Here is a 25,870-nt window from a genome sequence, read left to right as displayed (position 1 = left end):
GGACCATGCCCAGCTCCTCGGCGACGCTGACCGGCTCGTCGGCCGCCGCCCGGGCGACCGGGGACGGCGCGCCGGCGGCGGTGAGCCCGAGTCCGACCACCCCGATGATCGCCGCGGCCACGAACAGCGCCGGCCGGCCGGACGGGAGCGTCAGCCGGCGGCGGGAGCTCGTCGCGACCTCGGCGGCCGGTGCGGCGGCTGCGGACAGCGGGGTGCCGGCCGGCCCGAGCGGCCAGGTGTCGACGAGCACCGGGTCGGCCCCCTCGACCGGGAGCGGCCACTGCTCCGCCCCGGTGACCGGCGAGGTGCCGGCCGAGACGGGGCAGGTGACCGACGCGGTGCGCGTCGAGGCGGCACCGAGGGGGCGGCGCGGACGACGGACGGCCCGGCGGAACGGCAGCACGGAGGCGAGCACCTCGGGGCGGTCGGACGGCGGGGTGGCGGCGGCGGAACCGCCGGCGGTGCCGGTCGAGAGCACCGTCCCCTCGTCGTCGAGCCGGGCGAGGTGTTGCGGGTCCATGCACCTGTCTTTCCGTCGAGGGCCATTCGGGCGGGGCCCATGTAAACACGCCGTGATCGGTTCGTGATGTGGACGACCGGGTGAGCACACCCGGTCAAGTGGCGGAGGTCACAACACTTAGTGCCAAATGGGCACCCTCTGTCACGTCATCACTGCGCGCGGGTCAGGAATCGAACTCGCCGTGATGGGTAGGGGCGAGGAACGTCACGCCCCGGTGAACGGCCTGCTGACCCCGTCGCGGCCGTCGGAGCACCCCAGACCCGAGGAGCACCCCCATGCGCGCAGTGACCTGGCACGGCCGGGACGACGTCCGGGTGGACACCGTCCCGGACCCGGAGATCAAGGACCCCACCGACGTGGTCGTCCAGGTGACCTCGAGCGGCATCTGCGGCTCGGACCTGCACCTGATCGAGGTCATGGCGCCGTTCATGACCGTCGGCGACGTGCTCGGCCACGAGCCGATGGGCATCGTCCGCGAGGTCGGTCCCGCGGTCACCGAGCTCAAGGCAGGCGACCGGGTCGTCGTCCCGTTCAACATCTCCTGCGGCACCTGCTGGATGTGCGACCAGGGGCTGCAGAGCCAGTGCGAGACGACGCAGAACCGGGAGCAGGGCTTCGGCGCCTCCCTGTTCGGCTACACGAAGCTCTACGGCCAGGTGCCCGGCGGCCAGGCCGAGTACCTGCGGGTGCCCTTCGGCAACACCCTGCCGATCAAGGTCCCCGAGGGCCCGGCCGACGACCGCTTCGTCTACCTCTCCGACGTGCTGCCCACCGCCTGGCAGGCCGTGCAGTACGCCGGCGTCGTCCCCGGCGGGTCGGTGCTGGTCCTCGGCCTGGGCCCGATCGGCGACATGGCCACCCGGATCGCCAAGCACCTCGGTGCCGCCCAGGTCCTCGCGTCCGACACCGTGCCCGAGCGGCTGGCCCGGGCCCGCGCCAACGGGATCGACGTCCTGGACTCCACCGACCAGGCCGACGTCGTCGCCTGGGTGCGGGACAAGACCGACGGCCGCGGTCCGGACGCCGTCATCGACGCCGTCGGCATGGAGGCGCACGGCTCCCCCGGCGCGAAGTTCGCGCAGAAGGCCAGCGCCCTGGTGCCCGACGCCATCATGGAGAAGGTCATGACGGTGGTCGGCATCGACCGGATGGCCGCGCTCAACACCGCGATCGAGGCGGTCCGCCGCGGCGGCACCATCTCGCTGTCCGGCGTCTACGGCGGGGCGACCGACCCGATGCCGCTCATGCGGATGTTCGACAAGCAGATCGAGCTGCGGATGGGCCAGGCCAACGTGTGGCGCTGGGTGCCCGACATTGTCCCGCTGCTCACCGACGCCGACCCGCTCGGCGTCGACGACTTCGCCACCCACCACGTGCCGCTGGAGCAGGCGTCGCAGGCCTACGAGACGTTCCGGCAGAAGCAGGACGGCGCGGTGAAGGTGCTGCTCCAGCCCTGATCCACCCCGCTCCGGCCGACGGGCCGCGCACCGGTCCAGCACCGGTGCGCGGCCCGTCGCACGCGGCCGGGTGGGACGACGTGACCAGTCTCATGCCCGGCGCAGGCAGGGTCCGGGGCCCTCCTGCCCTTGGCTGGAGGAGGCCCCGACGTCCGGGCGCCTCCCCTGCGCAGTCCACCGAGGAGTCCCGACTTGCCCCGCGCCCTGATCGCGCTCGCCATCGGTGCCTTCGGCATCGGCACCACCGAGTTCGTCGTGATGGGGATGCTGCCCCAGATCGCCGAGGGGCTGGACGTCTCGGTCTCCGCCGTCGGGCTGCTCATCTCCGCCTACGCCATCGGCGTGGTGATCGGCGCCCCGACGCTGACCGCCCTCGGGGTGCGCTTCACCCCGCGACAGACGCTGGTCGCGTTGATGGTGCTGTTCACGATCGGCAACCTGCTGTCCGCGCTGGCCCCCGACTACGGCACGCTCGTGGCCGCCCGGGTGTTCGCCGCGCTGGCGCACGGGTCGTTCTTCGGCGTGGGGGCGGTGGCCGCCCGCCGGCTGGTGCCCAAGGAGAAGGCCACCCAGGCGATCTCCTTGATGATCACCGGGCTGACCCTGGCCAACGTCGTGGGCGTGCCGCTGGGCACCTTCGTGGCCCAGCAGCTGAGCTGGCGGGTGGTCTTCGCCGGGGTCGCCGTCATCGGGCTGGTCACCATCGCCGGGCTGCTCGCCTGGATGCCCGGCGTCGCCGGTGAGCCCACCGACCTGCGCAGCGAGCTGGGCGCCTTCCGCCGGCCCGGCGTGTGGCTGGTGCTCGGGCTGACCATGGTCGGGTTCGCCGCGCTGTTCGCCGTCTACAGCTACGTCAGCCCGATCCTCACCGAGCTCACCGGCCTGTCGGAGGGCTGGGTCACCCCGGTGCTGGCGCTCTTCGGCGTCGGCACCACCGTGGGCACGCTGATCGGCGGCCGGCTCGGTGACCGGTGGGGGATCTCCTTCGTCGCCGTCGGCCTGGTCGCCACCGCTGCTGCGCTGGCGCTCTTCGCGCTCGTCGTCGACACCGCGGTGCTCGCCGTCCCGGTGCTCGTGCTCTTCGGGACGCTGGCCTTCGCACTCGGCCCGGTGGTGCAGAACCGGGTCATCGAGGCCGCCCGGGTCCCCGGCGGGAGCCTGGTGTCCGCGGCGAACCAGGCTGCGTTCAACCTGGCGAACGCGCTGGGCGCTGCTCTCGGCGCCGGCGTGCTGTCGGCCGGGCTAGGCTACACCGCCCCGATCTGGGTGGGCGCGGGCCTCGCACTCGCCGGCACCGGGATCGCGGTGGTGGCGGTGCGCGGCGACCGCGCGGACCGCGCCGCGCTGGCCGCGGAGACCCGGGTCGCCGAGGGCGCCGCGCGGGTGGACGCCGACGTCGCCGTCTGGCAGCGGGTCCTCTCCCCCATCGCCGTCCCCGAGGTCCCGTTCGTCGTCCGCTGACGGCGTCCCCCGCCCCGCGAGCCGGACGGCGTCAGCGGGCGCGCTGGACCCGGCCCTCGTCGAACACCGGCTCGGGCACCTCGCGCACGTGCCCGTCGGCGCCGAAGAGCAGGAAGCGGTCGAAGGTGCGGGCGAACCAGCGGTCGTGGGTCACCGCGACCACGGTGCCGTCGAAGGCGTCCAGCGCCTCCTCCAGCGACTCGGCCGACAGCACGTCGAGGTTGTCGGTCGGCTCGTCGAGCAGCAGCAGGGTGGCACCGGAGAGCTCGAGCAGGAGCACCTGGAACCGAGCCTGCTGACCGCCGGAGAGCGACCGGAACAGCTGGTCCCCGGAGGGTGCCAGCCCGTACCGGCGCAGCGCCGCCATCGCCCGCCCGCGGTCGACGCCCGGTCGCCCCGGTTCGCCGTGCCACAGCAGGTCGACCAGCGTGCGGTCCAGCCACTCGGGATGGGCGTGGGTCTGGGCGAAGAACCCGGGGACGACGCGCGCCCCAAGCCGCCAGTCGCCGGTGTGCGCGACCTCCTGGCCGGCCAGCAGCCGCAGGAAGTGTGACTTGCCGGCCCCGTTGGAGCCCAGTACGGCGACCCGGTCGCCGTACTCGACCTCCACGTCGAAGGGGCGCATCAGGCCGGACAGCTCCAGCTGCTCGGCCATCACCACCCGCACCCCCGTCCGGCCACCGCGCAGCCGCATGGTCACGTGCTGGTCCGGTGGCCGCTCCGGCGGCGGCCCGGCGGCCTCGTACTTGGCCAGCCGGGTCTGCATGGCGTGGTAGCGGGCGGCCATGTCCGGGGAGTTCTTCGCCTGCTGCTGCAGCGTGCGCACCAGGTCGACCAGCCGCTCGTGCTCCTCGTCCCAGCGCTTGCGCAGCTCGGCCATCCGATCGTGCCGGGCGGTCCGCGCCGCGGGGTAGCTCGCCCAGTTGCCGCCGTGCACCCACGCCGTCCCGCCCTCGACGGTGACCACCCGGTCGGCGACCCGGGCCAGCAGCTCCCGGTCGTGGCTGACGAACAGCACCGTCTTGCGGGTCTCGATCAGCCGCTCCTCCAGCCACCGCTTGCCGGGGACGTCGAGGTAGTTGTCCGGCTCGTCGAGCAGCAGGACCTGGTCGGGGCCGCGGAGCAGGCACTCCAGGGCCAGCCGCTTCTGCTCGCCACCGGAGAGGGTGTTCAGCTCGCGGTACTTGCAGCCGTCGTAGGGCACGCCCAGCGCGGCGACCGTGACGGTGTCCCAGGTGACCTCGACGTCGTACCCGCCGACGTCGCCCCAGTGGGCCAGCGCGTTGGCGTAGGCCATCTGGGTGGGTTCGTCGTCGTCCTCCATCATCCGCAGCTCGGCGGTCTCGACGGCGTCCCAGGCCTCCCGGACGGCGGGCGGCGCGAGGTCGACGAGGAACCGCTGGACGGTGGTGTCGTCGCGCACCGAGCCGATGAACTGGCGCATGATGCCCAGCCCACCGATGAGCGCCACCGAGCCGGCATCCGGCGTCAGGTCACCGCTGATGATCCGCAGCATGGTGGTCTTGCCGGCGCCGTTCTCCCCGACCAGCGCGGCGCAGGCGCCCTCACCGACCCGGAAGGCGACGTCGTCGAGGAGCACCCGCCCGTCCGGCAGGGTGAACCGGATCCCCGTGACGTCGACGTAGCCCATGCCGCCATCATCCGCCGAGCGCGCCACCCGGTCCCCCGGAGGTCAGTCCACCGGTGCCCGGAGGCGGTGCCGGGCCAGCCGCTCGACCAGCTCGGGCAACGCCCCGGCGGGGGCGCCGCTGAGCTGCTGCCGGCACTCCTGCACCACCGGCCGGACCACCTGCGGCCGCTGCCCGAGCTCCTCGGCCAGCCGGACGACGGCCAGGTCGACGGCCGGGTCGGGTCCGACGGTGTGCAGCGCGGCCAACGGCATCGTGGGCCCTCCGGTGCTCGTGCCCCGCGTGCCGCTGACCGGCCCGTCCCCCGGGGTCCTGCTCCGGCACCAGACTGCCCGCACCGGGGGCGGGACCACCAGGGACCTAGGACCCGGTCCGCGCTCCGCTCGGACGCGGCAGCATCGGGGCAGGGACCGCACTCCGGAGGTGGCCGTGTTCTTCCGTGACCGCGCCGATGCCGGCGCCCAGCTGGCCCGCCGGCTGGACCAGGTGCGTGCGGCCGGGCCCGTGGTGCTCGGCCTGCCGCGGGGCGGGGTGCCGGTGGCCGCCCCGGTCGCCGCCGCGCTCGCCGCACCGCTGGACGTGCTCGTCGTGCGCAAGCTCGGGGTGCCCGGCCAGCCCGAGCTCGCCATGGGCGCGGTCGGCGAGGGCGGGGTGGTGGTGCTCGAGGAGCGGGTGCTCCGGGTGGCGGACGTGGTCGACGCCGACCTCACGCGCGTCCGCGAAGAACAACAGGCGGCGGTCGACCGGCGGGTCCGGCTCTTCCGCGAGGTGCGCCCGCGGGTACCGCTGGCCGGCCGCACCGTCGTGCTGGTGGACGACGGCATCGCCACCGGCTCCACCGCCCGCGCCGCCTGCGCGGTCGCCCGGGCCCAGGGCGCCGCGCGGGTGGTGCTCGCCGTCCCGGTCTGCTCCCCGGACGCGGTCCCGGCCCTGGCCGCGGCGGCCGACGAGCTGGTCGTGCTCAGCAGCCCGCCGGGCTTCCGCTCGGTCGGCCAGGCCTACGCCGACTTCCGCGCCACCGAGGACGACGAGGTGCTCGACCTGCTGCGCGGCCGGTGACGCCGCGAGCTCAGCCGGGGTCGCGGATGGTCGCGACGGCGTCCCGGAGCAGCTGGTCGAGCGCCACGGTGTCGACCCGGTCCAGCGAGGTGAACCGGATGCAGCTCTTGCCGCAGGAGACGTCCCCGAGCTGCGCTGCCCGGGACTCCGCGAGGTACTCGCCGTCGACGACGGCGGACACGTACAGGGAAAGGTGGCGCTTCTGCGCTGCCAGCGCGATCAGCGGCCACGTCGTCGTCTCCTTCGCCGACCGTGGCCGGTAGGGCGTCATCCCGTAGCCGAGCATGGCGCCGGAGCCGCTGGGCACCAGCTGGCGGTCGATGCCCGGTGCCGCGGCCTGGACGAGCGCGTCGACCCGGCGCAGCTCCTCGGCGCGGTCCCCGGCAGCGGCGAACCAGGCGTCGACGTCCATCGTCAGAGGACCGACCCGAGCAGCACCGCCCCGGCGGCCAGCAGCATCGCCGCGACGATGACGCCGGCGACCACCCGCTGCCGGCGGCGTCCGTCCGGACCGAGGTTGCCCATCCCCATCATGGGGAGCACGGTACGACCTCGGCCGGCGGGGACGGTGTCCCTCCGCTCCCGCAGGGGCTGGTCGTCGCCTCCGGATGACACCGCTGGGACGGGGCCGCAGGGTGGAGGTGTGACCGCCTCCGCGACGCTCCGGTTGGTGCCGTTGGAGCCCGAGCTGCTCCCGTCCGTCCTGCCCTGGTTCGACCATCCCGAGGTGCAGCGCCGGCTGGGTGGCCGCGCCTGGCCGCAACGGGAGTTCGCCCTGCGCACCGCGGCGCGCGACGAGGAGTTCCGCGGGGCCCGCGTGCTGCGCGCCCACAGCTGGGTCGCGCTGGCCGACGACGGCGCCGCGGTGGCCCAGATCGGCGGCGACGTCTACGACCGCTGGACGGTCTGGGACCCGGCCGCGGAGCGGGTCACCGCCACCTACGAGGGCCGCGCCATGGGAGCGGCCTACGTGGTCGACCCGGACCGCTGGGACCAGGGCATCGGTTCGGCGACGCTGCGCGCGCTCCTCGGTGCCGACGAGCTCGCCGACGTGGCGCAGTTCGTGCTGGGCATCGAGCCGGACAACGCCGCCAGCCTGGGGGTGGCCCGGGCGGCCGGGTTCGAACCGTTGACCGAGGGGCCCGACGCCGAGGGCATGCTCTACCTGCGCCGCCTGCGCTGACCGCCGATCGTCAGCCCCTCCTGCCAGGGTGGGTGCGTGACCCCGGAGCCCGCGCTGCTGCGCCTGGCCGCCCAGCGGCTGATCGGCCCGCCTGCCGAGACCCCGGCCGACGCCGTCCGGTGGCTGACCGCGGTGCAGGGCCAGGACCTGCCCGGCGCGCTGCTGTCGGTGGCGTTGCGCGCCGGGTGCACCCGCGCGGCGGTGACGGACGCGCTCGATGCCGGTGAGGTGGTCCGCTCCTGGCCCATGCGCGGCACCCTGCACCTGACCGCCGCCGAGGACCTGCCCTGGATGCTGGAGCTGCTCAGCTCCCGGGTGCTGGCCGGGGCGGCGGGCCGGCGGGCGACCGTGGGGCTGACCGACTCCGACGTGGTGCGCGCCCGCGAGGTCGCCGCGGCCGCGCTGGCCGGTGGCCGTCGGATGGGCCGGGCCGAGCTGGTCGCCGCGCTGGCCGGAGGCGGCGTGCCCACCGAGGGGCAGCGCGGGTACCACCTGCTCTGGTGGCTGGCCCAGACCGGCCTGACCTGCCTCGGCCCCACCCGGGACGGCGACCAGCAGTTCGTGCTGCTCGACGAGTGGGTGCCCAGCCCCCGCCGGCTCGAGCGCGAGCAGGCCCTCGGCGAGCTGGCCCGGCGCTTCTTCTCCTCCCACGGCCCGGCGACCGTCAAGGACCTCGTCCGCTGGGCCGGGGTCCTGGTCCGCGACGTCAAGGCCGGCCTGGCGCTGGCCGCGCCGGAGCTGGAGCGCCTCGTCGTCGACGGCACCGAGCACTGGATGGACCCGACCACGCCCGAGCGGCTCGCCGCGGCCCGGGACGAGGCAGCGGCCGTGCACCTGCTGCCCGGCTTCGACGAGCTGGTGCTCGGCTACGCCGACCGCAGCTGCACCGTGCCGGCCGAGTTCGCCGACCGGATCGTGCCCTGCGGCAACGGCGTGTTCCGGGCCACCGTGGTCAGCGGCGGGCGGGCCGTCGCGGTCTGGCGGGCCGGCCGCGGGAAGGCCCGGCCGATCGAACTGGAGCCCTTCGGGGAGCTGCCCGCCGACCTGCTCGCCGCGGTGCACGAGCGGTACGCGGCGCTCCCCTGACGGTTGCCCGGCACACCGGCAGGGCACGGCAGCGCCATGGAGTACACGCGTCTGGGCAGCACCGGCCTGCAGGTGTCCCGCCTCTGTCTCGGGATGATGAGCTTCGGCGACCCCGCCCGCGGCGGTCATCCGTGGAGCCTGCCCGAGGAGGAGAGCCGGGCCGTCATCGAGAAGGCGCTGGCCGCCGGGATCACCTTCTTCGACACCGCGAACGTCTACTCGGCCGGCTCCAGCGAGGAGATCACCGGCCGCGCGATCCGCGACTTCGCCGACCGGGAGGACGTCGTCCTGGCCACGAAGGTGCACGGCCGGATGCGGCCGGGGCCGAACGGCGCCGGACTCTCCCGCAAGGCGATCCTGGCCGAGCTCGACGCCAGCCTCACCCGACTGGGCACCGACTACGTCGACCTCTACCAGATCCACCGCTGGGACCCGGCCACGCCGATCGAGGAGACGCTGGAGGCCCTGGACTCCGCCGTGCGGTCGGGCAAGGTGCGCTACCTCGGCGCCTCGAGCATGTGGGCGTGGCAGTTCAGCAAGGCCCTGCACGTGGCCGGCGAGCACGGTTGGCACCGCTTCGTCTCCATGCAGGACCACTACAACCTGCTCAACCGGGAAGAGGAGCGGGAGATGCTGCCGCTCTGCGCCGACGAGGGCATCGGGGTGATCCCGTGGAGCCCGCTGGCCCGTGGCCGGCTGACCCGCGACTGGGACTCCCAGACCAACCGGTCGGAGACCGACGAGTTCGGCAGCAGGCTGTACAACGACGAGGACCGGGTGATCGTCGAGCGGGTCGCCGAGGTCGCCGGAGCCCGCGGGGTGCCGCGGGCGCAGGTGGCCCTGGCGTGGGTGCTCAGCAAGCCGGTGGTGACCGCGCCGATCGTCGGTGTCACCAAGGACCGGCACCTGGACGACGCGGTGGCGGCGGTGGAGCTGCAGCTGTCGGCAGAGGAGATCGCCCGGCTCGAGGAGCCCTACACCCCGCACGCGGTGGTCGGCTTCTCCTGACCCGGCGGGGCTCCGGGTCAGGCCGGCAGACCGACCAGCCGGGCCGACAGCTCCCAGAGTTCGCCGGCCCGCACGTCGTCCCGGGCCGAGGGCGCCGTCCAGGTCGGCGACCGGGACGAGGCGACCGCCCCCGGGTCGAAGCAGGTGGCGGTGACCTGCGGCGCCCATCGTCGGGCCAGTTCCCGGGTGAACAGCACGTTGCACCACTTGGCCCGCGCGTAGGCACGGGTGGCGAGGTGGGGGCCGGCGCTGTCGAGCAGGTGACCGCGCCGGGCGCCACCGACCCAGTGCATGAAGGACGAGGTCGTCACCACCCGCGCCCGCGAGGCCCGCAACTGCTGCTCGAGCAGCCGGGTGAGCAGGTAGGGCCCGAGGTGGTCGACCTGGGCGGTGCGCTCGTGCCCGTCGACGGTCAGCTCCCGCCGGGCGAACGACGCGCCGGCGTTGTGCACCAGCGCGTCGATCCGCGGCAGCTCGGCCAGCTCCGCGGCCAGCCGCCGGACGTCGTCCAGCCGGGCGAGGTCGACGGTGGCCGACCGGACACCGCCGAGCTCGGCGGCGACCGCGGCGGTCTTCTCCGGCGACCGGCCGACCACCACGACCCGGGCGCCGCTGCGGTGCAGCCGGCGGATGGCCGCCGCACCGATGCCGTCGCTGGCACCGGTGACGACGACGACCGGACGGTCGCCGCTCAGCTCTTCGGCTCGACCAGGACGATCGGGATCTTCCGATCGGTCTTGCGCTGGTAGTCCGCGTAGTCGCGGTAGGCGGCGACCGCGCGTCCCCACCACTGGGCGTACTCGTCGCCGTCGACCTCGCGCGCCACCCCGTCCCAGACGTGCTCACCGTCCTGGACGGTGACCTCCTCGGGGTGGGCCTTGAGGTTGAAGTACCAGGTCGGGTGCTTCGGCGCGCCGCCCTGCGAGGCGACCATCGCGTACACGCCGTCGTGCGCGACCTTCATCAACGGGTTCTTGCGGACCTTGCCGCTCTTGGCGCCGCGGGTGGTGAAGACGACGACCGGCTCGGTGCGGCCGGGCAGGGTGTTGCCCTCTCTCCCGCCGGTGCGCTCGTACACCTCCACCTGGTCGCGGACCCACTTCTCCGGACTCGGCTCGTACTCACCTTCGACGGGCATGACCCGACCCTAGGACCCGGGACCAAGCGACCGCACCGCGTCAGCGTGCGCAGCGGTTCCGCCCTGGGCAGAGTGCTGCTAGCTGGCGGCGAACTGCCGGACCGGCGCCGACGCCAACGCCTCGGTCGAGTGCGCACTGGTCGCCGACATCGAGTCGATCCAGGACCACTGGGGCGCGGTCCTGGGACCCGACTACCGCCCCGCGGACACCGTCTTCTTCGCGGGCACCGTGCAGACCGGCTGCGGCGGGGCGACCAGCGGGTCGGGCCCGTTCTACTGCCCGGCCGACGAGCAGGTCTACATCGACCTGAGCTTCTTCGACGACCTGCAGACCCGGTTCGGCGCCGCGGGCGGTGCCTTCGTCAACGCCTACGTGCTGGCCCACGAGTACGGCCACCACGTGCAGCACCTGCTGGGCACCAGCCGACTGGTCGCCCCGGCCGGGACCGGGCCGGCCAGCGGCACCGTGCGCCTGGAGCTGCAGGCCGACTGCTACGCCGGCACCTGGGCGAACCACGCCGAGTCGGTGCCCGACGACTCCGGTGCGCCGCTGATCGCCGACGTCACCGACGACGACATCGACCGGGCACTGGACACCGCCGGGCGGATCGGCGACGACTTCATCCAGACCGAGCTCGGCGGCGGCACCGTCGACCAGGACGCCTTCACCCACGGCTCGTCCGAGCAGCGGCGTCAGTGGTTCAGCACCGGCTACGCCACCGGCGACCCGGCGCAGTGCGACACCTTCGACACCGACGCCCTCGGCTGAGCGGCAGGACCGCTCAGCCGGCGGCGAGCGCCTGCTCGGCCGCCTCGACCTCGGCGTTCCATCCCGGCTTCTCGGCCTGCCAGCGGTCCTCGGTGCGGCCCTTCCGCCAGTAGCCGGAGATGGAGGTGAACGCCGGGTCGAGGCCGCGCTCGCCGCGCAGGTGCAGCCGGAGCTCCTTGACCAGGCCCGCCTCGCCGTGCACGAACACGTGGCCGGTGCCGGCCGGCAGCTGGACCGCCTTCACCGCGGCCACCAGGGCCTCCCCCGGTGCCCTGCCCTCGCGGTGCACCCACACGACGGTGACCCCGTCACCGAGCACCAGGTCCGACTGCTGCTCCGCCGGCCCGGCGACCTCCAGGAAGACGAACGCCGGCACGCCTCCCGGCAGCCGGGGCAGGGCGGCAGCGATCGCCGGCAGCGCGCTCTCGTCCCCGACCAGCAGGTGCCAGTCGGCGTCCGGGCTGGGGGCGTAGGCGCCGCCAGGACCGAGCAGCTGGATCCGGTCGCCGGGCTGTGCGTTCGCCGCCCACGGCCCGGCGAGGCCGGTGTCGCCGTGATGCACGAAGTCGATCGTCAGCTCGCCGGCGGCTGCGTCCCAGGAGCGCACGGTGTACGTGCGGGTGACCGGCCAGAGCTCGGCGGGCAGTTCGGCGCGCACCTGCTCCGGGGCGAAGGGGACGCCGTAGGGCGCCTCGGCCGGTGGGAAGAGCAGCTTCACGTAGTGGTCGGTGAACTCACCGGCCGGGAAGCCGGCCAGGCCCTCGCCGCCCAGGACCACCCGGATCATGTGCGGGGTCAGGCGCGAGGTGCGCAGCACCTCGCCCACTCGGGCCACCCGGGGACGGCGGACCCGCTCGTTCCTCGTCGCACTGGTCACGACGGCCTCCTCTGGTCAGGGAAGGCTTGCCTTGCCTCCGGTCGGCACCCTACGCGGCGACACGACCACGAGCCCGACCCTGTTCGCAAGATCGACGAAATCCGGAAATGACCGTTTGTGCGCGGGCCCAACAGGGGTAACAGGTGTCCAGCGGAACGGCGCCCCACCGAGGCCACGGTGGGACCCACCGAGCGTTTTCGACCAGGGCACGCGGGTGCCCACACGCCGCCCCGCCACCTCGCACGACCACCCGACCCTGTGGGCCGGTGGTGGACCGTGCGCTGGAGCGGGCGTGGTCGATGGGCACGGATGCCCAGGCATCGACGACAGACCACGAACAGCCCATGCAGGACGAGGAGGAACGATGACCCACTCCATCGACACACCGAGGCAGTCCGGCACCAGCGGCGCATCAGACGCTTCCGGCGCGCCCAAGAAGTCCGACGTCGCCAAGGACCAGGCACGCGACGTGGGCAAGACCGCCCAGCAGGCCGGCAGCGACGTCGCCGGGACTGCGGCCGACCAGGCCAAGCAGGTCGCCCAGGAGACCAAGCAGCAGGCACAGGACCTCGTGCAGCAGGGCGTCTCCCAGTTCCAGGACCAGGTCCGCGGCGGGACGCAGAAGGCCGGCCAGGGGCTGAGCGACATCGCGCAGCAGCTGCGCATCATGGTCGACGGCAGTGACAAGACCCCGTCCGGCCCGGCTGCCGACCTGGTCCGCCAGGCCGGGGACAAGGTCGAGGAGCTCGCCGGCTGGCTGAAGGACCGCGAGCCCGCCGACCTCGTCGCCGAGGTCCGCAGCTTCGCCCGCCGCAAGCCGGGTGCCTTCATGCTCGGCGCGGCTCTGGCCGGCGTCGTCGCGGGTCGACTGACCACCGGCGTCGTCGCGTCCCACAAGAGCGAGAGCTCCTCGGGCAACGGCGGCCAGCAGCAGCGCATCGGCTCCGGTTCCCCGGACACCCACGCGACCGAGGCCGCCGGCACGAACTACGTCGCCGGCACCCCCGCCGCCGGCTACGCGACCACCGGCACGGTCCCGCCGCCGCCGTACGGCACGGTCCCCCCGGAGGGCGCCGCAGTGCCCCCGACCACCGCAGCCGGCTGGGACGACCCGGCCCGCACACCGGGTGAGGGCCTGCGATGACCCAGTCGAACGCTCCGGGCGCACAGCCCTACGGGCAGCCCGGCACCGGGTACGCACAGAGCGGCGCCACCGGCTACGCGGCCCCGCCGGTCCCCGGCGACTACGACGCCCAGCACGTCGGGAACACGGCGCAGCCGATGACCGACGAGGGGCACCCCGAGGTGGAGAACGTCTCGGTCGGCACGCTCCTCGGCGAGGTGAGCAAGGACCTCTCGACGCTGATGCGCCAGGAGCTCGAGCTCGCCAAGGCGGAGCTCCGCCAGGAGGCGACCGAGGCCACCACCATCGCCAAGGAAGAGGCGAACAAGGCCACCGCCATCGCCAAGGAAGAGGCGAACAAGGCCAGCGGCATCGCCAAGGAAGAGGCAGCCAAGGCCGGCAAGGGCGCCGGGATGCTCGGTGGCGCCGCCTTCGCCGGCTTCATGCTGGTCTTGTTCCTGAGCCTGGCCCTGATGTGGGCCCTCGCCGACCTCTTCGACAGCCTCGGCTGGGCCACGCTCGTCGTCGCCGTCCTCTGGGGCATCGCAGCGGCCGTCCTGGCCGCGATGGGCAAGAAGAAGCTCAAGCAGGTCGACCCCAAGCGGGTCACGCAAGTCGACCTGACGCGGTTCAAGCAGGTCGACCTCAGCCGCTTCAAGACGATCAACCCGAAGCCCGAGCGGACGGTCGACACGCTCCAGCAGGTCCCCGGCGCGCTCAAGCCCAACTGACCTCCCACACAGCTACTCCGCAGAGGAGAACGACATGACCAGCAGTGACCCGGATGCGATCCGGCGCCAGATCGAGGACACCCGCGCCAACCTGAGCTACGACGTGGACGCGCTCAACGAGAAGGTCAACCCCACGCGGGTCGTCGACCGCCGTGTCGGCAAGGCCAAGAGCGGCATGTCCGGCCTGAAGGACAAGGTCTTCGGCGCAGCGCACGACACCAGTGACCAGGTGAGCGGCCACGCGTCGAACGCCCAGGGCCAGGCCCAGGGCGCCGCTCACAACGCTGCGGGCAGCGTCCAGGACGCCGCGCACAGCGCCATGGACACCGTGCAGCAGGCCCCCGAGACCCTCCAGCGCCAGGCGCAGGGCAACCCGCTCGCCGCGGGGCTCATCGCCTTCGGTGTGGGCTGGCTCGTCTCCTCCCTGATGCCGACCAGCGAGAAGGAGAAGCAGCTCGCCTCGCAGGCCGAGTCGGCGCTCAAGGAGCACTCGGAGCCGCTCAAGGAGCAGGCCGTGCAGCAGGCCAAGAACGTGGCCCAGGAGATCGGCAGCAACCTGAAGCCGGCCGCCGTGAGCGCTGCAGGTTCGGTCCTCTCCACGGCTGCCGAGGGCGCCAAGGAGGTCAAGGACGAGGGCCAGCACGCCGCGAAGGACGTCAAGGGCCAGGCCCAGGACTCCAAGCAGAAGGTCCAGGAGAAGTCCTCCTCCTGATCCACGGCAACTCCCCGACGGGCCCCGGTGCAGCTGCACCGGGGCCCGTCGTGCGTCTCGAGCCCGGTGAGAACGCCCCCTGATCGGGTGAGCACCCCACCGGGGAGCTCCAGCCCGGCCCGGCGTGCGCCGTTCCCCGACAGGACGGACTGCGTCCCCGGCTCGGGGCGGAGCCGGCCGAGAGGACGGAGCGACCGCGGTGGACGCACCCGCACGCGTGCTGGTGGCCGACGACGAGGAGGACATCCGGCACCTCGTCGCCCTCGCGGTCGGCACGGCCGGCTGCACCGTCGTGGCTGCGGTGGCCGACGGCGCCCAGGCCCTCACCGTGGCACGCGCCGAACGCCCCGACCTGGTGGTCCTCGACGTCTCCATGCCGGAGGCGACCGGTCTGGAGGTCTGCCTCGCACTGCGCGCCGACCCCGCCACCGCCGACTGCCAGGTGCTGCTGCTGTCGGCCGGCGCCTCCCCCGACGACGTGGCCCGCGGTCTGGCGACGGGCGCGGACGCCTACCTGCCCAAGCCCTTCACCGTCGCCGGCCTGGTCCGGCAGGTCCAGCTGCTGACCGCGGAGCACCGCGCGTGACCGCGACCGCCGATCCCGTCGCGCGCGCCACCGGGCCGGCCCACCGCACCGGCGTGGCCGGGCTGGGAGCCGCCGCCGCGGCCGCCGCCGGCGTCCTGGCGCTCGTCGTCCGTCCCGCCCTCCCCCTGGTCCTGCTGGCCGGAGCCGTCGTGCTGCTCGCCGTCGCCGACCTGACGTGGCGACTGCACCGGCAACAGACCGCCGCCCGGGTGCTGGAGGCCCAGCGCCTGGACCTCTTCTCGCAGCGTCAGTCGACCGCGGACGAGCTCGAGGTCGCCACCCGGATGCTGCGAGCCCGGGCGGAGACCATGACCAGCGTCATCGACGCGGTCACCGAGCAGTCGATCATCGGGACCGACCGGGACGGTCTCGTCCGGGTGTGGAACCCCGGGGCCGAACGGATGCTCGGGCTCCCCCGGGCCGACGTCGTCCGCACCCGGTCGATCATCGACTTCCACGCCCCGGAGGAACTGACACCCGAGGAACTGGACGCCGGGGGCGGCACCCCGTTCGCCACCCTGGTGCAGGTCGCCCGGGAGCAGGGCAGCGACGTCCGGGACTGGACCTACCTGACCGCGGACGGACGACGGCTGACCGTGTCGGTGGCGATCACCCCGCGCACCGACGACGACGGCGAGCAGACCGGCTGGAACTTCGTCGGCACCGACATGACCGAGGTGCGCGCCACCGAACGGCTCAAGGACCAGTTCGTCAGCCTGATCTCCCACGAGCTGCGCACCCCGCTCAGCTCGATCCTGGGGTACCTGGAACTCGTCCTGGACGACCCGGAGCAGCCGCTGACCGACGACCAGCGGCAGTACCTGGGCACCGTCGAACGCAACGCGCAGCGCCTGCTGCGGCTGGTCGGCGACCTGCTGTTCACCGCCCAGGTCGACGCGGGCCGGTTCACCCTGCAGCCCGCGGAGGTCGACCTGGCCGACATCGTCCGGTCCGCCGAGGAGAGCGCCCGGGTCACCGCCACGGCGCGCGGGGTGGCGATGTCCGTCGACGTCCCGGACGGCGGGCTGGTCGTCTCCGGCGACGCGCTCCGGCTGGGGCAGGCCTGCGACAACCTGGTGTCCAACGCCGTCAAGTTCACCCCCGCCGGCGGACGGGTCGCCCTGCGGCTGCAGACGGCCTGGCGGGACGCGGACGGTGCGCTCGTCGACGTCCCCGCTGCGGGCGCGACCCCGGTGGCGTTGCTGTCGGTCAGCGACACCGGCGTCGGCATCCCGAACAGCGAACAGGGGAGGCTGTTCACCAGCTTCTTCCGCGCCTCGACCGCCCGGCGCAACGCCGTCCCGGGGGTCGGGCTGGGCCTGACCATCACCAAGGCGATCACGACCGCGCACGGCGGCACGCTGGACGTGGTGAGCGCCGAAGGACGCGGGACGACCTTCACCCTCGCGCTGCCCCTGCCGGCCTGACGGCCCCCGCCGCATCTTGCGGTTCTCTTGCGGATCGCTGGTGGGAGCCCTGCGGATGGCCCTCCAGAGTCGTGTCCGTCGCCGGGAGCACCCGCCGACACGGCCAGACCAGGGAGACGCAGACATGACCGCCACCACCCGCACCCGGACCGCCCGCAAGGTCATCGGCTCGCTCGGCATCGTCGGCGCCGCTGCCGCCGTCGCCGGCATGGGCACCTTCGGCACGTTCACCGACAGCACCGCCCCGCTGAACGCCTCGGTCGCCTCGGGCACCCTGTCGCTGGACCTCAACTCGGTCAACAGCACTGCCACGCTGCCGATGAACGCCGCCGGCTTCGTCCCGGGGGACTCGATCAGCCGTTCGGTCGACCTGGTCAACAGCGGGGACCTCGGCTTCGCCGGCATCCAGCTCACCTCGAGCGCCACCGTCTCCAGCGTGCTGGACACCGACCAGGCGAACGGCCTGCAGCTGAGCGTCACCTCCTGCTCGGTGACCTGGACCGAGTCGGTCGTCAACGGCGTCGCCACCTACACCTGCAGCGGCGTCAAGACCCCGGTGGCCACCGGCCCGGCCGTGACCAACGTCGGCTTCGCCAAGGCCGCGAGCCTCGCGCCGAAGGGCACCGACCACCTCGTGGTCACCCTGAGCCTGCCGACCACCGCCGACAACACCTTCCAGGGCAAGACCTCCACCCTGGCGCTCAGCTTCACCGGCACCCAGCAGACCGGCACCAACCGCTGAGGCGGTTGCCCCTGCTCACCTGCTGACCCCGCCCCGGAGGAACCGCCATGACCACCGCCCTGCTCGCCTCCCCCGCACCCCTCACGGACACCGCGATCGCCCGGCGTCCGGCGCAGCAGTCCACCGGATCGGGCCGCACCGCCGGCCTCGGGAAGCGCGTGGCCGGGTGGACGTTCCGCTGGTCCCTCCGGCTGCTGGTCACCGTCGCCGTCCTGGCCTTCGGCCTGCTGGCCGTCGGGCCGCACGTCCTGGACTACCGGACGATGACGATGCTCACCGCCAGCATGTCCCCGGCCATCGACCCGGGTGACGTCACTATCGTGACGCCGCTGCCGGTCGGCGAGGTCACCGAGGGCATGATCATCGCCTACCACATCCCGATCGACGACCACCATCTCGTCAGCCACCGCGTCGTCTCCGTGGAGCACGGCGCCGACGGGACGGTCACCGTGGAGACCAAGGGAGACGCCAACGAGGCGGTCGACCCGTGGCAGGCCGTCCTGCAGGGCGACACCGCCTACCAGGTCCGGGCCGTCGTCCCCGAGCTCGGTCACGCGATCCAGGCCCTGCGCACCCCGGTGGTCAGCCAGGCGCTCGTGTACGGCGCCCCCGCCCTGCTGGCCGGCTGGCTGCTGCTGTCGATCTGGCGCCCGGCCACCGAGGTCCGCGAGGACGACGAGAGCGAGGTCCAGCCGTGACCGGCCTCCGCCGCGGGGTCCTGCTGCTCGCCGTCGTGGTCGCCACCGTGCTGGCGGGCACCGCGACCGCCGCCCAGGCCGCGTTCGACGACTCGGCGTCCCTGAGCGCCTCGGTCGGCACTGCCACCGTCGCACCGCCGACGAAGGTCACCACCAGCGACACATGGTGCTTCATCTGGTTCAGCACCCGCGTCAGCTGGACCCCGAGCACCTCCCCCGACGTCATCGGCTACCGGGTCACCGCGCAGGCCGCCGGCGGCGGCTCGACCGTGGTGGCGGAGACCGGCGCCACGACCACGAGCACGTCGGTCTCCGGCTACCAGACGAACCGCAGCTACACATTCACCGTCACCGCGCTGACCCGCTACGGCTGGACCGCGGTGTCCTCACAGACAGGGACCGTCCGATGCTGACCGCCCTCGTGATCGACGCCTCCCCCGCCGCGCGACAGCAGGTCACCGGCCTGCTCGAGCTGGCCGGCTGGGGCGTCCACGAGGCCGCCGACGCCGAGGACGCCCGCTGGCTCAGCAGCGCGGTCGCCCTGGACCTGGTGGTCACCTCCGCCACCGTGCCCGGCGCCGTCGACGGCCCCGGCCTGCTCACCGAACTGCGCCGCGCCGGCAGCACCGCCCACTTCCTGGTCGTCACCCCCGACCCCACCGACGAGGTCCGCGCCGCAGCCGCCGCCGCCGGCGCCCTCGCCTGCCTCGCCGCGCCCGTCGACGCCCGACTGCTGGTGGACCTGGTGCGCAGCCGCACCGCCGCCCCAGCCGACGAGGCCGGCGCCCACGACCTGGTGGACGTGGAGGACCTGCACGACGCCGACCTGGACGCCGACCTGCAGGACCGGCTGCAGGCCATGTACGCCGACGCCCTGCCCACCCGGCTGTCCGCCATCTCCCGCAGCGTCCGCGCCGGGGACCCCCGCGCCGTCGCGGCCGCGGCGCACGCCCTCGCCGGCACGTCCGGCCAGCTCGGTCACCCCGAGGTGGCCGGCGTGTGCCAGGCGATCGCCGCCGACGCCCGCCGCGGGGTCCTGGCCCACCAGCGGCTCGCCCAGCTGACCGGCCTGACCGGGCCGGCGGCCCGCCGGGACGACGCCCACCGCCGCGGCGAGCTCGCCTCGGCCGCCGACGCGACCACCGGACGCCACCACCTCGCCGGGCTGGTGCAGGTCGTCGACGCAGCGATCGCCCGGACGGCCACCCGGCGGCGCGGCCCGGCCGCCTGAACGACAACGAGGCCCGGTCCCCACAGGGGGCCGGGCCTCGTCGTCGGATGCAGCTGTCCTGCCCAGGACCGGGTGCGGTCCTGGCCCTTCCTCAGGCCACCAAGCGGTAGCCGACCCCCCGAACGGTCTTGATCTCGGGGTGGCTCAACCCTGCGGCCGTGAGCTTGCGCCGCAGGTTGGACATGTGGGCCTCGACCAGCCGGAGGTTGCCCTCCCAGTCGGTCTGCCAGACCTCGCGCAGCAGCGTCTCCCGCTGCAGGACCCGGCCGGGCCGGGAGACCAGCGCGGCGAGCAGGTCGAACTCGGTGCGGGTCAGGTCGACGGCAGCGCCGTCCACCCGGACCTCGCGGCTGTCCGGGTCGACCTCGAGGTCGGCCAGCCGCCGGACGGGGTCCTCCACGGAGGCGCGTGGCTCCGGGACAGCCGCGGTGCGCGGCCGGCGCAGCATCGTCTGCACCCGGGCCACCAGCTCCCGCGGTGAGAACGGCTTGGCCATGTAGCCGTCCGCCCCGACGGCGAGGCCGATCAGCAGGTCGACCTCCTCCGCCCGCGCGGTCAGCATCAGGACGTAGCAGTCGGTCTCGGCGCGCAGCTGCCGGCACACCTCGGTGCCGTCGGCGTCGGGCAGGCCGAGGTCGAGGACGACGACGTCGGGCGCCTCGCGGCGCACCTCGGCCAGGCAGGAGGCACCGGTGGCGGCCTCGCGCACGTCCATCCCGGCCCGGCGGAGCACCGTGACGACGAGCTCACGGATCTCGTCGGTGTCCTCGACCACGAGCACGGACTGACCCGGCACGACCCCTCCCCCCACGACTGATCACCAGCACCGGACGCCACTCCGGCGTCCGGTGCTGGTGATCGTCCGCAGACGGACGGCTCTGCACCCCAGCCCGAGCCCACCGCCCCGAAGGGGTGAGCCCGCCAGGGCTCAGACGAAGGCGCTCATCCCGGTGATCGAGCGGCCGACGATGAGGGTGTTCATCTCGCGGGTGCCCTCGTAGGAGTACAGCGCCTCGGCGTCGTTAAAGTACCGGACGACGTCGAAGTCCAGCACGATCCCGTTCCCACCGAACAGCTCCCGGGCCCAGCCGACGGTCTCCCGGCCCCGGGCGGTCACGTAGCTCTTGGCGAGCGCGGCCTGGTCGTCGCGCAGCTCGTCGGTCTCCTGCAGCTGGGACAGCCGGACGGTCATCCCCAGGCTGGCGGTGACGTTGCCCAGCATCCGGGCGAGCAGGTCCTGGATCAGCTGGAAGGAGCCGATCGCCTTGCCGAACTGGTGGCGCTCCTTGGCGTAGGCAACCGCCACCTCGTAGGCGCCCAGCTGGCAGCCGACGCCGCTCCAGGCGACCCCGCCCCGGGTCACCTTGAGCACCTTGTTGACGTCCTTGAAGGTGTTGCCGTCCTCGAGCTTGTTCTCCGCCGGGATGCGGCAGTCGGTGAAGGTGAGGTCGGCGTTCTGCACCGTGCGCAGCGCGAACTTGTCCTCGATCTTGGTGGCCGTGAAGCCGGGGGTGCCCTTCTCCACGACGAAGGTCTTCACCTGGTCGTCGGCCTCGTCCCGGGCGAAGACCACCACGACGTCGGCGAAGGTGCCGTTGCCGATCCAGCGTTTGGCGCCGTTGAGCACCCAGGAGTCGCCGTCCCGCCGGGCGGTGGTGCGCATGCCGCGGGCGACGTCGGAACCACCCTCGGGCTCGGTGAGCCCGAACGCGCCGATGGTCTGCATCTGCATCATCGAGGGGATCCAGCGCTGCCGCTGCTCCTCCGAGCCGAGGATCATGATCGAGCCCATCGCCAGACCGTTGTGCACGCCCAGGAAGGTGGCCATCGACGGGTCGACCCGGGACAGCTCCATCGCCTGGAAGCCGGTGTAGAGCCGGGAGGCGCGCGGGCGGCCCTCCCAGTCGTAGGAGCGCCCCACGATGTCGGCCTCGGCGAACTTGGGGATCAGGTCGTGCGGGAACTCCGCCGACGCCCAGGCGGCGTTGACGTGCGGCTTGATCTCCGACTCCAGGAACTCCCGGAGGGCGAGCAGTTCCTTCTGCTCGTCGTCGGACAGCAGCGACTGGAAACCGAAGAAGTCGGCGGGCAGGAGCAGATCGGTCATGGCGGCGGTGCCTTCTCTCTCTCGTCGTCCTCGACGTCCTGCCCCCGATGCTGCGCCCCAACTCCCGCCCCAGCCACCGAGGGTGTCCCAGGTCACCCGTGGTGCGGTCGCAGCTCCACCGCGATCGACGGACGGGGCGGGGTGTCGCCGGTGTGCACCGCCGTGACGACCAGCCCGTGCGGCGCGGCGAGCGCGGCGACCTGGTCGGCCCGGGTCTGCGCCCGTCCCGGCTGCAGCGGCTGGTCGACCAGGAGGAACCGGCCACCTCCGGCGAGCACCCGGCGCACCACCGCGTGCTCCTCCGCCGGAGCCCGCCAGAAGGCACCGACGTGCACCGCGACCACCAGGTCGAAGGCCGCGTCCGGCAGGTCGGCGTCGGCCAGGGCGGCGGTCTGCAGCGCGACCGTGCCGGCCGCCACCGCCGCCGCGTTCCGCACGGCCGCGGCGGTGGTCATGGTGGCCGAGCGGTCCAGCCCGAGGACGGATCCGGTGGTCAGCCTGGCTGCGAGCAGCGACAGCAGGACACCGTGTCCGCAGCCCACCTCGAGCACTCGCTCCCCCGGCCCCGGGTCGGCGACGTGCGCGGCCCAGGAGAGCCGGGCGGAGGCATCGGCGGCCATGTCAGCTCAGCGAGCGGGTCGCGCCCGGCAGGGTGCCGCCGGCGACGAGTTCCGCGGCGGCGTCCTGCAGCGCGGTCAGCGCGACCCGCTGGGTGAACGGCCCGGTGGAGACCCGGGCGACGCCCAGCTCGGCCAGCTCGCGGCCCGGCGGAGAGGCCGCCGGGACGCTCATCACCGAGACGCGTCCGCGGCCGAGGCCGGCCACGAGGCCCGCGATCTCCTCCCGCGAGACCACGCCGGGCACGAAGACCACCGGCGCGCCCGCGGCCAGGTAGGCCTGCCCCCGCCGCACGGCCTCGGCGAGCAGCGCGCCCCGGTCGGCCCCGGGCTCGGCCAGCAAGAAGGCGTCGGTGCGGGCGTTGAGCACGAAGTCGATGCCGGCGTCCCGGCCGGCGCGCAGCACCGCCTCGACGGCGGCGACCGCGTCGTCCAGCGGCCGCAGCTGGTCCTCCAGGTTGCCGCCGACGACGCCCACCCCGATCGCCCGGCGGGCGGTCTCCCCCGGATCGCCGTAGCCGGCCTCCAGGTCCATCGACACCGGCAGGTCCACGGCGCGGGCGATGCGGCCCACCATGTCCAGGTGCAGGTCGAGCGGGATCTGCTCGCCGTCCTCGTAGCCGAACGTCGCCGCGATCGCGTGGCTCGCGGTGGCCAGCGCACGGACGCCGGGGGTGGCAGCGACGACCCGGGCCGAGACGACGTCCCAGACGTTGGCCAGCACCAGGAGCTCCGGTGGGCGGTGCAGGTCGAGGAGGGTGCGGGCGCGGGTGGCGAGATCGGTCACCAGGGCAACGTAGCGACGGAACGGCCGGCTGACTGGCGGTTCCCGGCCGCGACGGCGACCGGGTGCTCAGCGCCCCTCTCTAGCCTGTCCGCATGGTCTCCCTGGGCACCCCGCTGTCTCCTTCGGCCACCCGCGTGCTGCTGCTGGGCAGCGGCGAACTGGCCAAGGAGGTGCTGATCGCCCTGCAGCGCCTCGGGGTGGAGACCATCGCCGCCGACCGGTACGACGACGCCCCCGGCCACCAGGTCGCCCACCACGCACGGACGCTGACGATGAGCGACCCGGCGCAGCTGCGGTCCCTGATCGAGGCCGAGCGGCCCGACGTCGTCGTCCCGGAGATCGAGGCGATCGCCACCCAGACGCTGGTGGAGCTGGAGGCCGAGGGGGTGCGCGTCGTCCCGACCGCGCGGGCCGCCCGGCTGACCATGGACCGCGAGGGCATCCGCCGGCTGGCCGCCGAGGACCTGGCCCTGCCGACCAGCCCCTACCGGTTCTGTGACTCCCTCGACGAGCTGCGCACCGCGACCACCGAGGTCGGCTTCCCGTGCGTGGTGAAGCCGGTGATGTCCTCCTCCGGCAAGGGCCAGAGCAAGCTCGACGGCCCGGACGACGTGGACGGCGCCTGGGCGTACGCGATGGCCGGTGGCCGGGTCGCCGGCACCCGGGTGATCGTCGAGGGCTTCGTCGACTTCGACTACGAGATCACCCTGCTGACCGTGCGCTCGCTGCGCGACGGGGGGACGGTCACCGGCTTCTGCGCGCCGATCGGCCACCGCCAGGAGGCCGGCGACTACGTGGAGAGCTGGCAGCCGCAGCCGATGTCGGCGGTGGCGCTGGACCGCGCGCAGGCGATCTCCGCGGCGGTGACGGCCGAGCTGGGTGGGCTGGGCGTGTTCGGCGTCGAGCTGTTCGTCCGCGGGGACGACGTGTGGTTCTCCGAGGTGAGCCCGCGGCCCCACGACACCGGCATGGTGACGATGACGACGCAGTGGCAGAACGAGTTCGAGCTGCACGCCCGCGCCCTGCTGGGACTCCCGGTGGACACCACGCTGCGCAACCCGGGCGCCTCGGCGGTCGTCTACGGCGGCGTGGAGGCCACCGGGGTCACCTTCGACGGGGTCGACGAGGCGCTGGCGCTGCCCGGTGTCGAGCTGCGGCTGTTCGGCAAGCCGGAGAGCTTCGCCCGCCGGCGGATGGGCGTGGCGCTGGCCCGCGCCGAGGACGTCGACGCCGCCCGGGCCACCGCCCGCGAGGCGGCCTCCCGGGTGCACCCCCGCGCCTGAGCCGCCCGCCGGCGTCCACAACGGGACGCCCGGTCCACAACCGCCTGGATCGCCCCCGGTGCGGCCCACCCGCCGCCACGCTGGTCCGGCGCACGCACGAGGAGAGGACCGCCGATGACCACCGACGAGGTGCTGATGCTGCTGCTGGCCGGCGCCCGGCTCGCCGCCGAGCCCGGGGTGCAGGCCGCCGAGCTCGACCCGGTGGTCGCCCGGCTGACCCGGCGCGACCCGGGTGTCGACAGCGGCGGCCAGGCACAGCAGACGCTCACCGCGGCGCTGCCGCAGCTGTGGGAGGGCGGCTGGCAACCGGTGGACGTCGTGCACGTGGCTCGCCGCCGGGTGAGCCAACGGGCCGCCCGGCTGGCGGCCGCGGTCATCACCGCCGAGTCCGGGTCGGCCGCTGCCGGTCAGGTGCCCGAGGCCTGGACCGCCCAGCTCGACGCGCTGGCCACCGACGTCCGCTCCGTCGCCGACTGGTGGCGGGCCGAACGGATCCAGCCCGGACCGGCCTGGCGTGACGTGCTGCGGCTGATCGGGCTGTTCCGGACGCTGCCGAGGCTGGAGCAGCTGCTCACCCCGCCCAGCGGCTGGTCGGCTGCGTCATGGCCGGTGGAGGCGCCGGGCAGCGAGGCCGACGGCAAGGTGCTGCACCGGATCCGGTCGTTGCTGGCCAAGGCGGAGTCCACGGAGTTCGCCGAGGAGGCCGAGGCGCTCACCGCCAAGGCGCAGTCGCTGATGGCCCGGCACGCCATCGACACGGCGGTGCTCGCGCAGCGGGGGAACGGCTCCCCGGCCGGCGTGGTCGCCCGGCGGCTGCACCTGGACGACCCGCACACCGAGGCGAAGGCGGCGGTGGTGCAGGCCGTCGGCACCGCGAACGGCGTCCGGGTGGTGCTGCTGCCGAGCTTCGGCATCGCCACCCTGGTCGGCTTCCGGGACGACGTGGACCTGGTCGAGCTGCTGGTCACCTCACTGCTGCTGCAGGCGGCCCGGGCCCTCGCCGACGCAGCCTCCAGCGGCGGGGCCCGGGCGCGGTCGACGCCGTTCCGCCGGGGCTTCCTCTACTCCTTCGCCCAGCGGCTGGAGGAGCGGCTCACCCAGGCCCGCGAGCAGGCGACCGCGGAGGCCCGGGCCGACTACGGCGCCGAGCTGGCGCCGGTGCTGGCCGAACGGTCGGCCGCGGTCGACCGGGCGGTCGAGGAGCTGTTCCCGTCGCTGCGCCGTCGCGGCGGCAGCACGGTCGACCCGGCCGGCTGGCACGCCGGTCGGCGCGCCGCGGACCAGGCGGACCTCGGGTCGAACCGCCGGTCCTTGCCCAGCAGGTGAGGTGCTGGAACGGCCCCCTTCCAGGGCCCCACCCCGAGCGTGCGAGGGGTGGGGAGGAAGGGGGTCCTCTCAGATCAGGACGTCGAAGCTCGCGCCGAGGTCGCGGAGCAGCATCGCCTGCGCGGTGAGGTCGGTGGCCGTGGTGAGCCACCCGGCCACGAACATCAACGATTCCGCGGGGGTGTCGTCCAGCGACGCCGTCGTCGCTGCCATCCCTGCCTGAGCCACTGCACTGCACGCCAGAGTCATCATGACCGGCCCCTTTCGTCTCTGCTGGTGTCGGCAGGGACGGC

The 25,870-nt window shown here is 74.0% G+C and carries 31 protein-coding genes; 18 read left to right on the top strand and 13 right to left on the bottom strand.

Annotated elements, in window-relative coordinates:
* Nucleotides 1-520, bottom strand: a 520-nt coding sequence (locus IN07_RS13625; RefSeq protein WP_036336449.1) for a hypothetical protein, incomplete at its 3' end; no start/stop codon positions are given.
* Nucleotides 521-795: 275 nt separating this feature from the next.
* Between IN07_RS13625 and IN07_RS13620 the strand changes: the two genes are divergently transcribed.
* Together IN07_RS13620 and IN07_RS13615 are read left to right on the top strand one after the other, a co-directional pair.
* The gene (locus IN07_RS13620; RefSeq protein ID WP_036336448.1) at nt 796-1,977 is read left to right on the top strand and encodes a zinc-dependent alcohol dehydrogenase; all 1,182 of its coding nucleotides are present in this window, start codon (nt 796-798) and stop codon (nt 1,975-1,977) included.
* Nucleotides 1,978-2,169: 192 nt separating this feature from the next.
* A complete protein-coding gene (locus tag IN07_RS13615) occupies nt 2,170-3,438 on the top strand; it encodes an MFS transporter (RefSeq protein WP_036336447.1) in 1,269 nt (422 codons plus the stop codon).
* Nucleotides 3,439-3,469: 31 nt separating this feature from the next.
* On the opposite strand, the gene IN07_RS13610 is transcribed toward IN07_RS13615, so the two are convergent.
* Both IN07_RS13610 and IN07_RS26370 read right to left on the bottom strand, forming a co-directional pair.
* Nucleotides 3,470-5,089: an ABC-F family ATP-binding cassette domain-containing protein gene (locus tag IN07_RS13610; RefSeq protein ID WP_036336446.1), complete on the bottom strand. Its 1,620-nt coding sequence runs from the start codon at nt 5,087-5,089 to the stop codon at nt 3,470-3,472.
* Nucleotides 5,090-5,131: 42 nt separating this feature from the next.
* Nucleotides 5,132-5,341: a hypothetical protein gene (locus tag IN07_RS26370; RefSeq protein ID WP_036336445.1), complete on the bottom strand. Its 210-nt coding sequence runs from the start codon at nt 5,339-5,341 to the stop codon at nt 5,132-5,134.
* Nucleotides 5,342-5,510: 169 nt separating this feature from the next.
* Between IN07_RS26370 and IN07_RS26365 the strand changes: the two genes are divergently transcribed.
* On the top strand, nt 5,511-6,146 hold the full coding sequence (locus IN07_RS26365) for a phosphoribosyltransferase (protein WP_231558348.1): 636 nt from the start codon (nt 5,511-5,513) through the stop codon (nt 6,144-6,146).
* Nucleotides 6,147-6,156: 10 nt separating this feature from the next.
* Here the strand turns inward: IN07_RS26365 and IN07_RS13595 are convergent, their stop codons facing one another.
* Both IN07_RS13595 and IN07_RS26720 read right to left on the bottom strand, forming a co-directional pair.
* Nucleotides 6,157-6,558 carry a DUF1801 domain-containing protein gene (locus IN07_RS13595; RefSeq protein WP_036336443.1) on the bottom strand — a complete coding sequence of 134 codons (402 nt, stop codon included), beginning with the start codon at nt 6,556-6,558 and terminating at the stop codon, nt 6,157-6,159.
* Nucleotides 6,559-6,560: 2 nt separating this feature from the next.
* Nucleotides 6,561-6,689: a hypothetical protein gene (locus IN07_RS26720; protein ID WP_269429966.1), complete on the bottom strand. Its 129-nt coding sequence runs from the start codon at nt 6,687-6,689 to the stop codon at nt 6,561-6,563.
* Nucleotides 6,690-6,789: 100 nt separating this feature from the next.
* Between IN07_RS26720 and IN07_RS13590 the strand changes: the two genes are divergently transcribed.
* The 3 genes from IN07_RS13590 to IN07_RS13580 are packed head-to-tail and all read left to right on the top strand — an operon-like array spanning nt 6,790 to nt 9,423.
* Entirely contained in the window at nt 6,790-7,329 is a 540-nt protein-coding gene (locus tag IN07_RS13590; RefSeq protein ID WP_052091250.1) for a GNAT family N-acetyltransferase, read from the top strand.
* Nucleotides 7,330-7,365: 36 nt separating this feature from the next.
* Complete coding sequence (locus IN07_RS13585) at nt 7,366-8,415, top strand: winged helix DNA-binding domain-containing protein (RefSeq protein WP_081975401.1); 1,050 nt, start codon at nt 7,366-7,368, stop codon at nt 8,413-8,415.
* Between the two features lie 36 nt (nt 8,416-8,451).
* Complete coding sequence (locus IN07_RS13580) at nt 8,452-9,423, top strand: aldo/keto reductase (protein WP_036336442.1); 972 nt, start codon at nt 8,452-8,454, stop codon at nt 9,421-9,423.
* Between the two features lie 17 nt (nt 9,424-9,440).
* On the opposite strand, the gene IN07_RS13575 is transcribed toward IN07_RS13580, so the two are convergent.
* Both IN07_RS13575 and IN07_RS13570 read right to left on the bottom strand, forming a co-directional pair.
* Nucleotides 9,441-10,211 carry an SDR family NAD(P)-dependent oxidoreductase gene (locus IN07_RS13575; RefSeq protein ID WP_197058479.1) on the bottom strand — a complete coding sequence of 257 codons (771 nt, stop codon included), beginning with the start codon at nt 10,209-10,211 and terminating at the stop codon, nt 9,441-9,443.
* Nucleotides 10,115-10,561, bottom strand: coding sequence for a nitroreductase family deazaflavin-dependent oxidoreductase (locus IN07_RS13570; protein ID WP_036336441.1), 447 nt, complete (start codon nt 10,559-10,561; stop codon nt 10,115-10,117). Before IN07_RS13570 ends, IN07_RS13575 begins: the two co-directional genes overlap by 97 nt.
* 82 nt (nt 10,562-10,643) lie before the next feature.
* Between IN07_RS13570 and ypfJ the strand changes: the two genes are divergently transcribed.
* On the top strand, nt 10,644-11,330 hold the full coding sequence (ypfJ, locus tag IN07_RS13565) for a KPN_02809 family neutral zinc metallopeptidase (protein WP_052091249.1): 687 nt from the start codon (nt 10,644-10,646) through the stop codon (nt 11,328-11,330).
* A gap of 13 nt (nt 11,331-11,343) precedes the next feature.
* Here the strand turns inward: ypfJ and IN07_RS13560 are convergent, their stop codons facing one another.
* Nucleotides 11,344-12,207, bottom strand: coding sequence for a siderophore-interacting protein (locus tag IN07_RS13560; protein ID WP_231558347.1), 864 nt, complete (start codon nt 12,205-12,207; stop codon nt 11,344-11,346).
* A gap of 364 nt (nt 12,208-12,571) precedes the next feature.
* Here IN07_RS13560 and IN07_RS13555 point away from each other — a divergent pair, with 364 nt between their 5' ends.
* From IN07_RS13555 to IN07_RS24040, 9 genes are all read left to right on the top strand, one after another.
* Nucleotides 12,572-13,351, top strand: coding sequence for a hypothetical protein (locus IN07_RS13555; protein WP_052091248.1), 780 nt, complete (start codon nt 12,572-12,574; stop codon nt 13,349-13,351).
* Nucleotides 13,348-14,061, top strand: coding sequence for a phage holin family protein (locus tag IN07_RS13550; RefSeq protein ID WP_064972412.1), 714 nt, complete (start codon nt 13,348-13,350; stop codon nt 14,059-14,061). The genes IN07_RS13555 and IN07_RS13550 overlap by 4 nt, the downstream gene beginning before the upstream one ends.
* 34 nt (nt 14,062-14,095) lie before the next feature.
* The gene (locus IN07_RS13545) at nt 14,096-14,773 is read left to right on the top strand and encodes a DUF3618 domain-containing protein (protein ID WP_036336439.1); all 678 of its coding nucleotides are present in this window, start codon (nt 14,096-14,098) and stop codon (nt 14,771-14,773) included.
* A 199-nt stretch (nt 14,774-14,972) separates the two neighbouring features.
* Nucleotides 14,973-15,359 (top strand): response regulator, encoded by a 387-nt coding sequence (locus IN07_RS13540; RefSeq protein ID WP_052091247.1) that lies wholly within the window; start codon nt 14,973-14,975, stop codon nt 15,357-15,359.
* On the top strand, nt 15,356-16,786 hold the full coding sequence (locus IN07_RS13535) for a sensor histidine kinase (protein WP_052091246.1): 1,431 nt from the start codon (nt 15,356-15,358) through the stop codon (nt 16,784-16,786). Before IN07_RS13540 ends, IN07_RS13535 begins: the two co-directional genes overlap by 4 nt.
* A 124-nt stretch (nt 16,787-16,910) precedes the next feature.
* The gene (locus IN07_RS13530) at nt 16,911-17,528 is read left to right on the top strand and encodes a TasA family protein (protein WP_036336438.1); all 618 of its coding nucleotides are present in this window, start codon (nt 16,911-16,913) and stop codon (nt 17,526-17,528) included.
* A 47-nt stretch (nt 17,529-17,575) separates the two neighbouring features.
* Nucleotides 17,576-18,226, top strand: a complete 651-nt coding sequence (locus IN07_RS13525; protein ID WP_156119184.1) for a signal peptidase I — start codon at nt 17,576-17,578, stop codon at nt 18,224-18,226.
* Nucleotides 18,223-18,639 (top strand): fibronectin type III domain-containing protein, encoded by a 417-nt coding sequence (locus IN07_RS13520; RefSeq protein WP_036336437.1) that lies wholly within the window; start codon nt 18,223-18,225, stop codon nt 18,637-18,639. The genes IN07_RS13525 and IN07_RS13520 overlap by 4 nt, the downstream gene beginning before the upstream one ends.
* Nucleotides 18,633-19,457, top strand: a complete 825-nt coding sequence (locus IN07_RS24040; RefSeq protein WP_052091245.1) for a response regulator — start codon at nt 18,633-18,635, stop codon at nt 19,455-19,457. Before IN07_RS13520 ends, IN07_RS24040 begins: the two co-directional genes overlap by 7 nt.
* Before the next feature lie 91 nt (nt 19,458-19,548).
* Here the strand turns inward: IN07_RS24040 and IN07_RS13510 are convergent, their stop codons facing one another.
* The 4 genes from IN07_RS13510 to IN07_RS13495 form a co-directional block, all read right to left on the bottom strand.
* Nucleotides 19,549-20,253 (bottom strand): response regulator transcription factor, encoded by a 705-nt coding sequence (locus IN07_RS13510; protein WP_081975398.1) that lies wholly within the window; start codon nt 20,251-20,253, stop codon nt 19,549-19,551.
* A gap of 132 nt (nt 20,254-20,385) precedes the next feature.
* Nucleotides 20,386-21,564, bottom strand: a complete 1,179-nt coding sequence (locus tag IN07_RS13505; protein ID WP_036336435.1) for an acyl-CoA dehydrogenase family protein — start codon at nt 21,562-21,564, stop codon at nt 20,386-20,388.
* Nucleotides 21,565-21,656: 92 nt separating this feature from the next.
* The gene (locus tag IN07_RS24035) at nt 21,657-22,184 is read right to left on the bottom strand and encodes a class I SAM-dependent methyltransferase (RefSeq protein ID WP_052091244.1); all 528 of its coding nucleotides are present in this window, start codon (nt 22,182-22,184) and stop codon (nt 21,657-21,659) included.
* Between the two features lies 1 nt (nt 22,185).
* Nucleotides 22,186-22,968, bottom strand: a complete 783-nt coding sequence (locus tag IN07_RS13495) for an isocitrate lyase/PEP mutase family protein (RefSeq protein ID WP_036336434.1) — start codon at nt 22,966-22,968, stop codon at nt 22,186-22,188.
* 92 nt (nt 22,969-23,060) lie between these two features.
* Between IN07_RS13495 and purT the strand changes: the two genes are divergently transcribed.
* Nucleotides 23,061-24,251, top strand: coding sequence for a formate-dependent phosphoribosylglycinamide formyltransferase (gene purT, locus IN07_RS13490; protein ID WP_036336433.1), 1,191 nt, complete (start codon nt 23,061-23,063; stop codon nt 24,249-24,251).
* A 114-nt stretch (nt 24,252-24,365) separates the two neighbouring features.
* The gene (locus IN07_RS13485) at nt 24,366-25,577 is read left to right on the top strand and encodes a DUF2786 domain-containing protein (protein ID WP_052091243.1); all 1,212 of its coding nucleotides are present in this window, start codon (nt 24,366-24,368) and stop codon (nt 25,575-25,577) included.
* Between the two features lie 69 nt (nt 25,578-25,646).
* On the opposite strand, the gene IN07_RS13480 is transcribed toward IN07_RS13485, so the two are convergent.
* Nucleotides 25,647-25,790, bottom strand: coding sequence for a hypothetical protein (locus IN07_RS13480; RefSeq protein WP_231558346.1), 144 nt, complete (start codon nt 25,788-25,790; stop codon nt 25,647-25,649).
* Nucleotides 25,791-25,870 lie beyond the last annotated feature (80 nt).

Origin of the sequence: Modestobacter caceresii (assembly GCF_000761485.1) — a bacterium.
In the GTDB taxonomy this organism is placed as follows: Bacteria; Actinomycetota; Actinomycetes; order Mycobacteriales; family Geodermatophilaceae; genus Modestobacter; species Modestobacter caceresii.
This window is presented reverse-complemented; position numbering and strand designations above follow the sequence as displayed.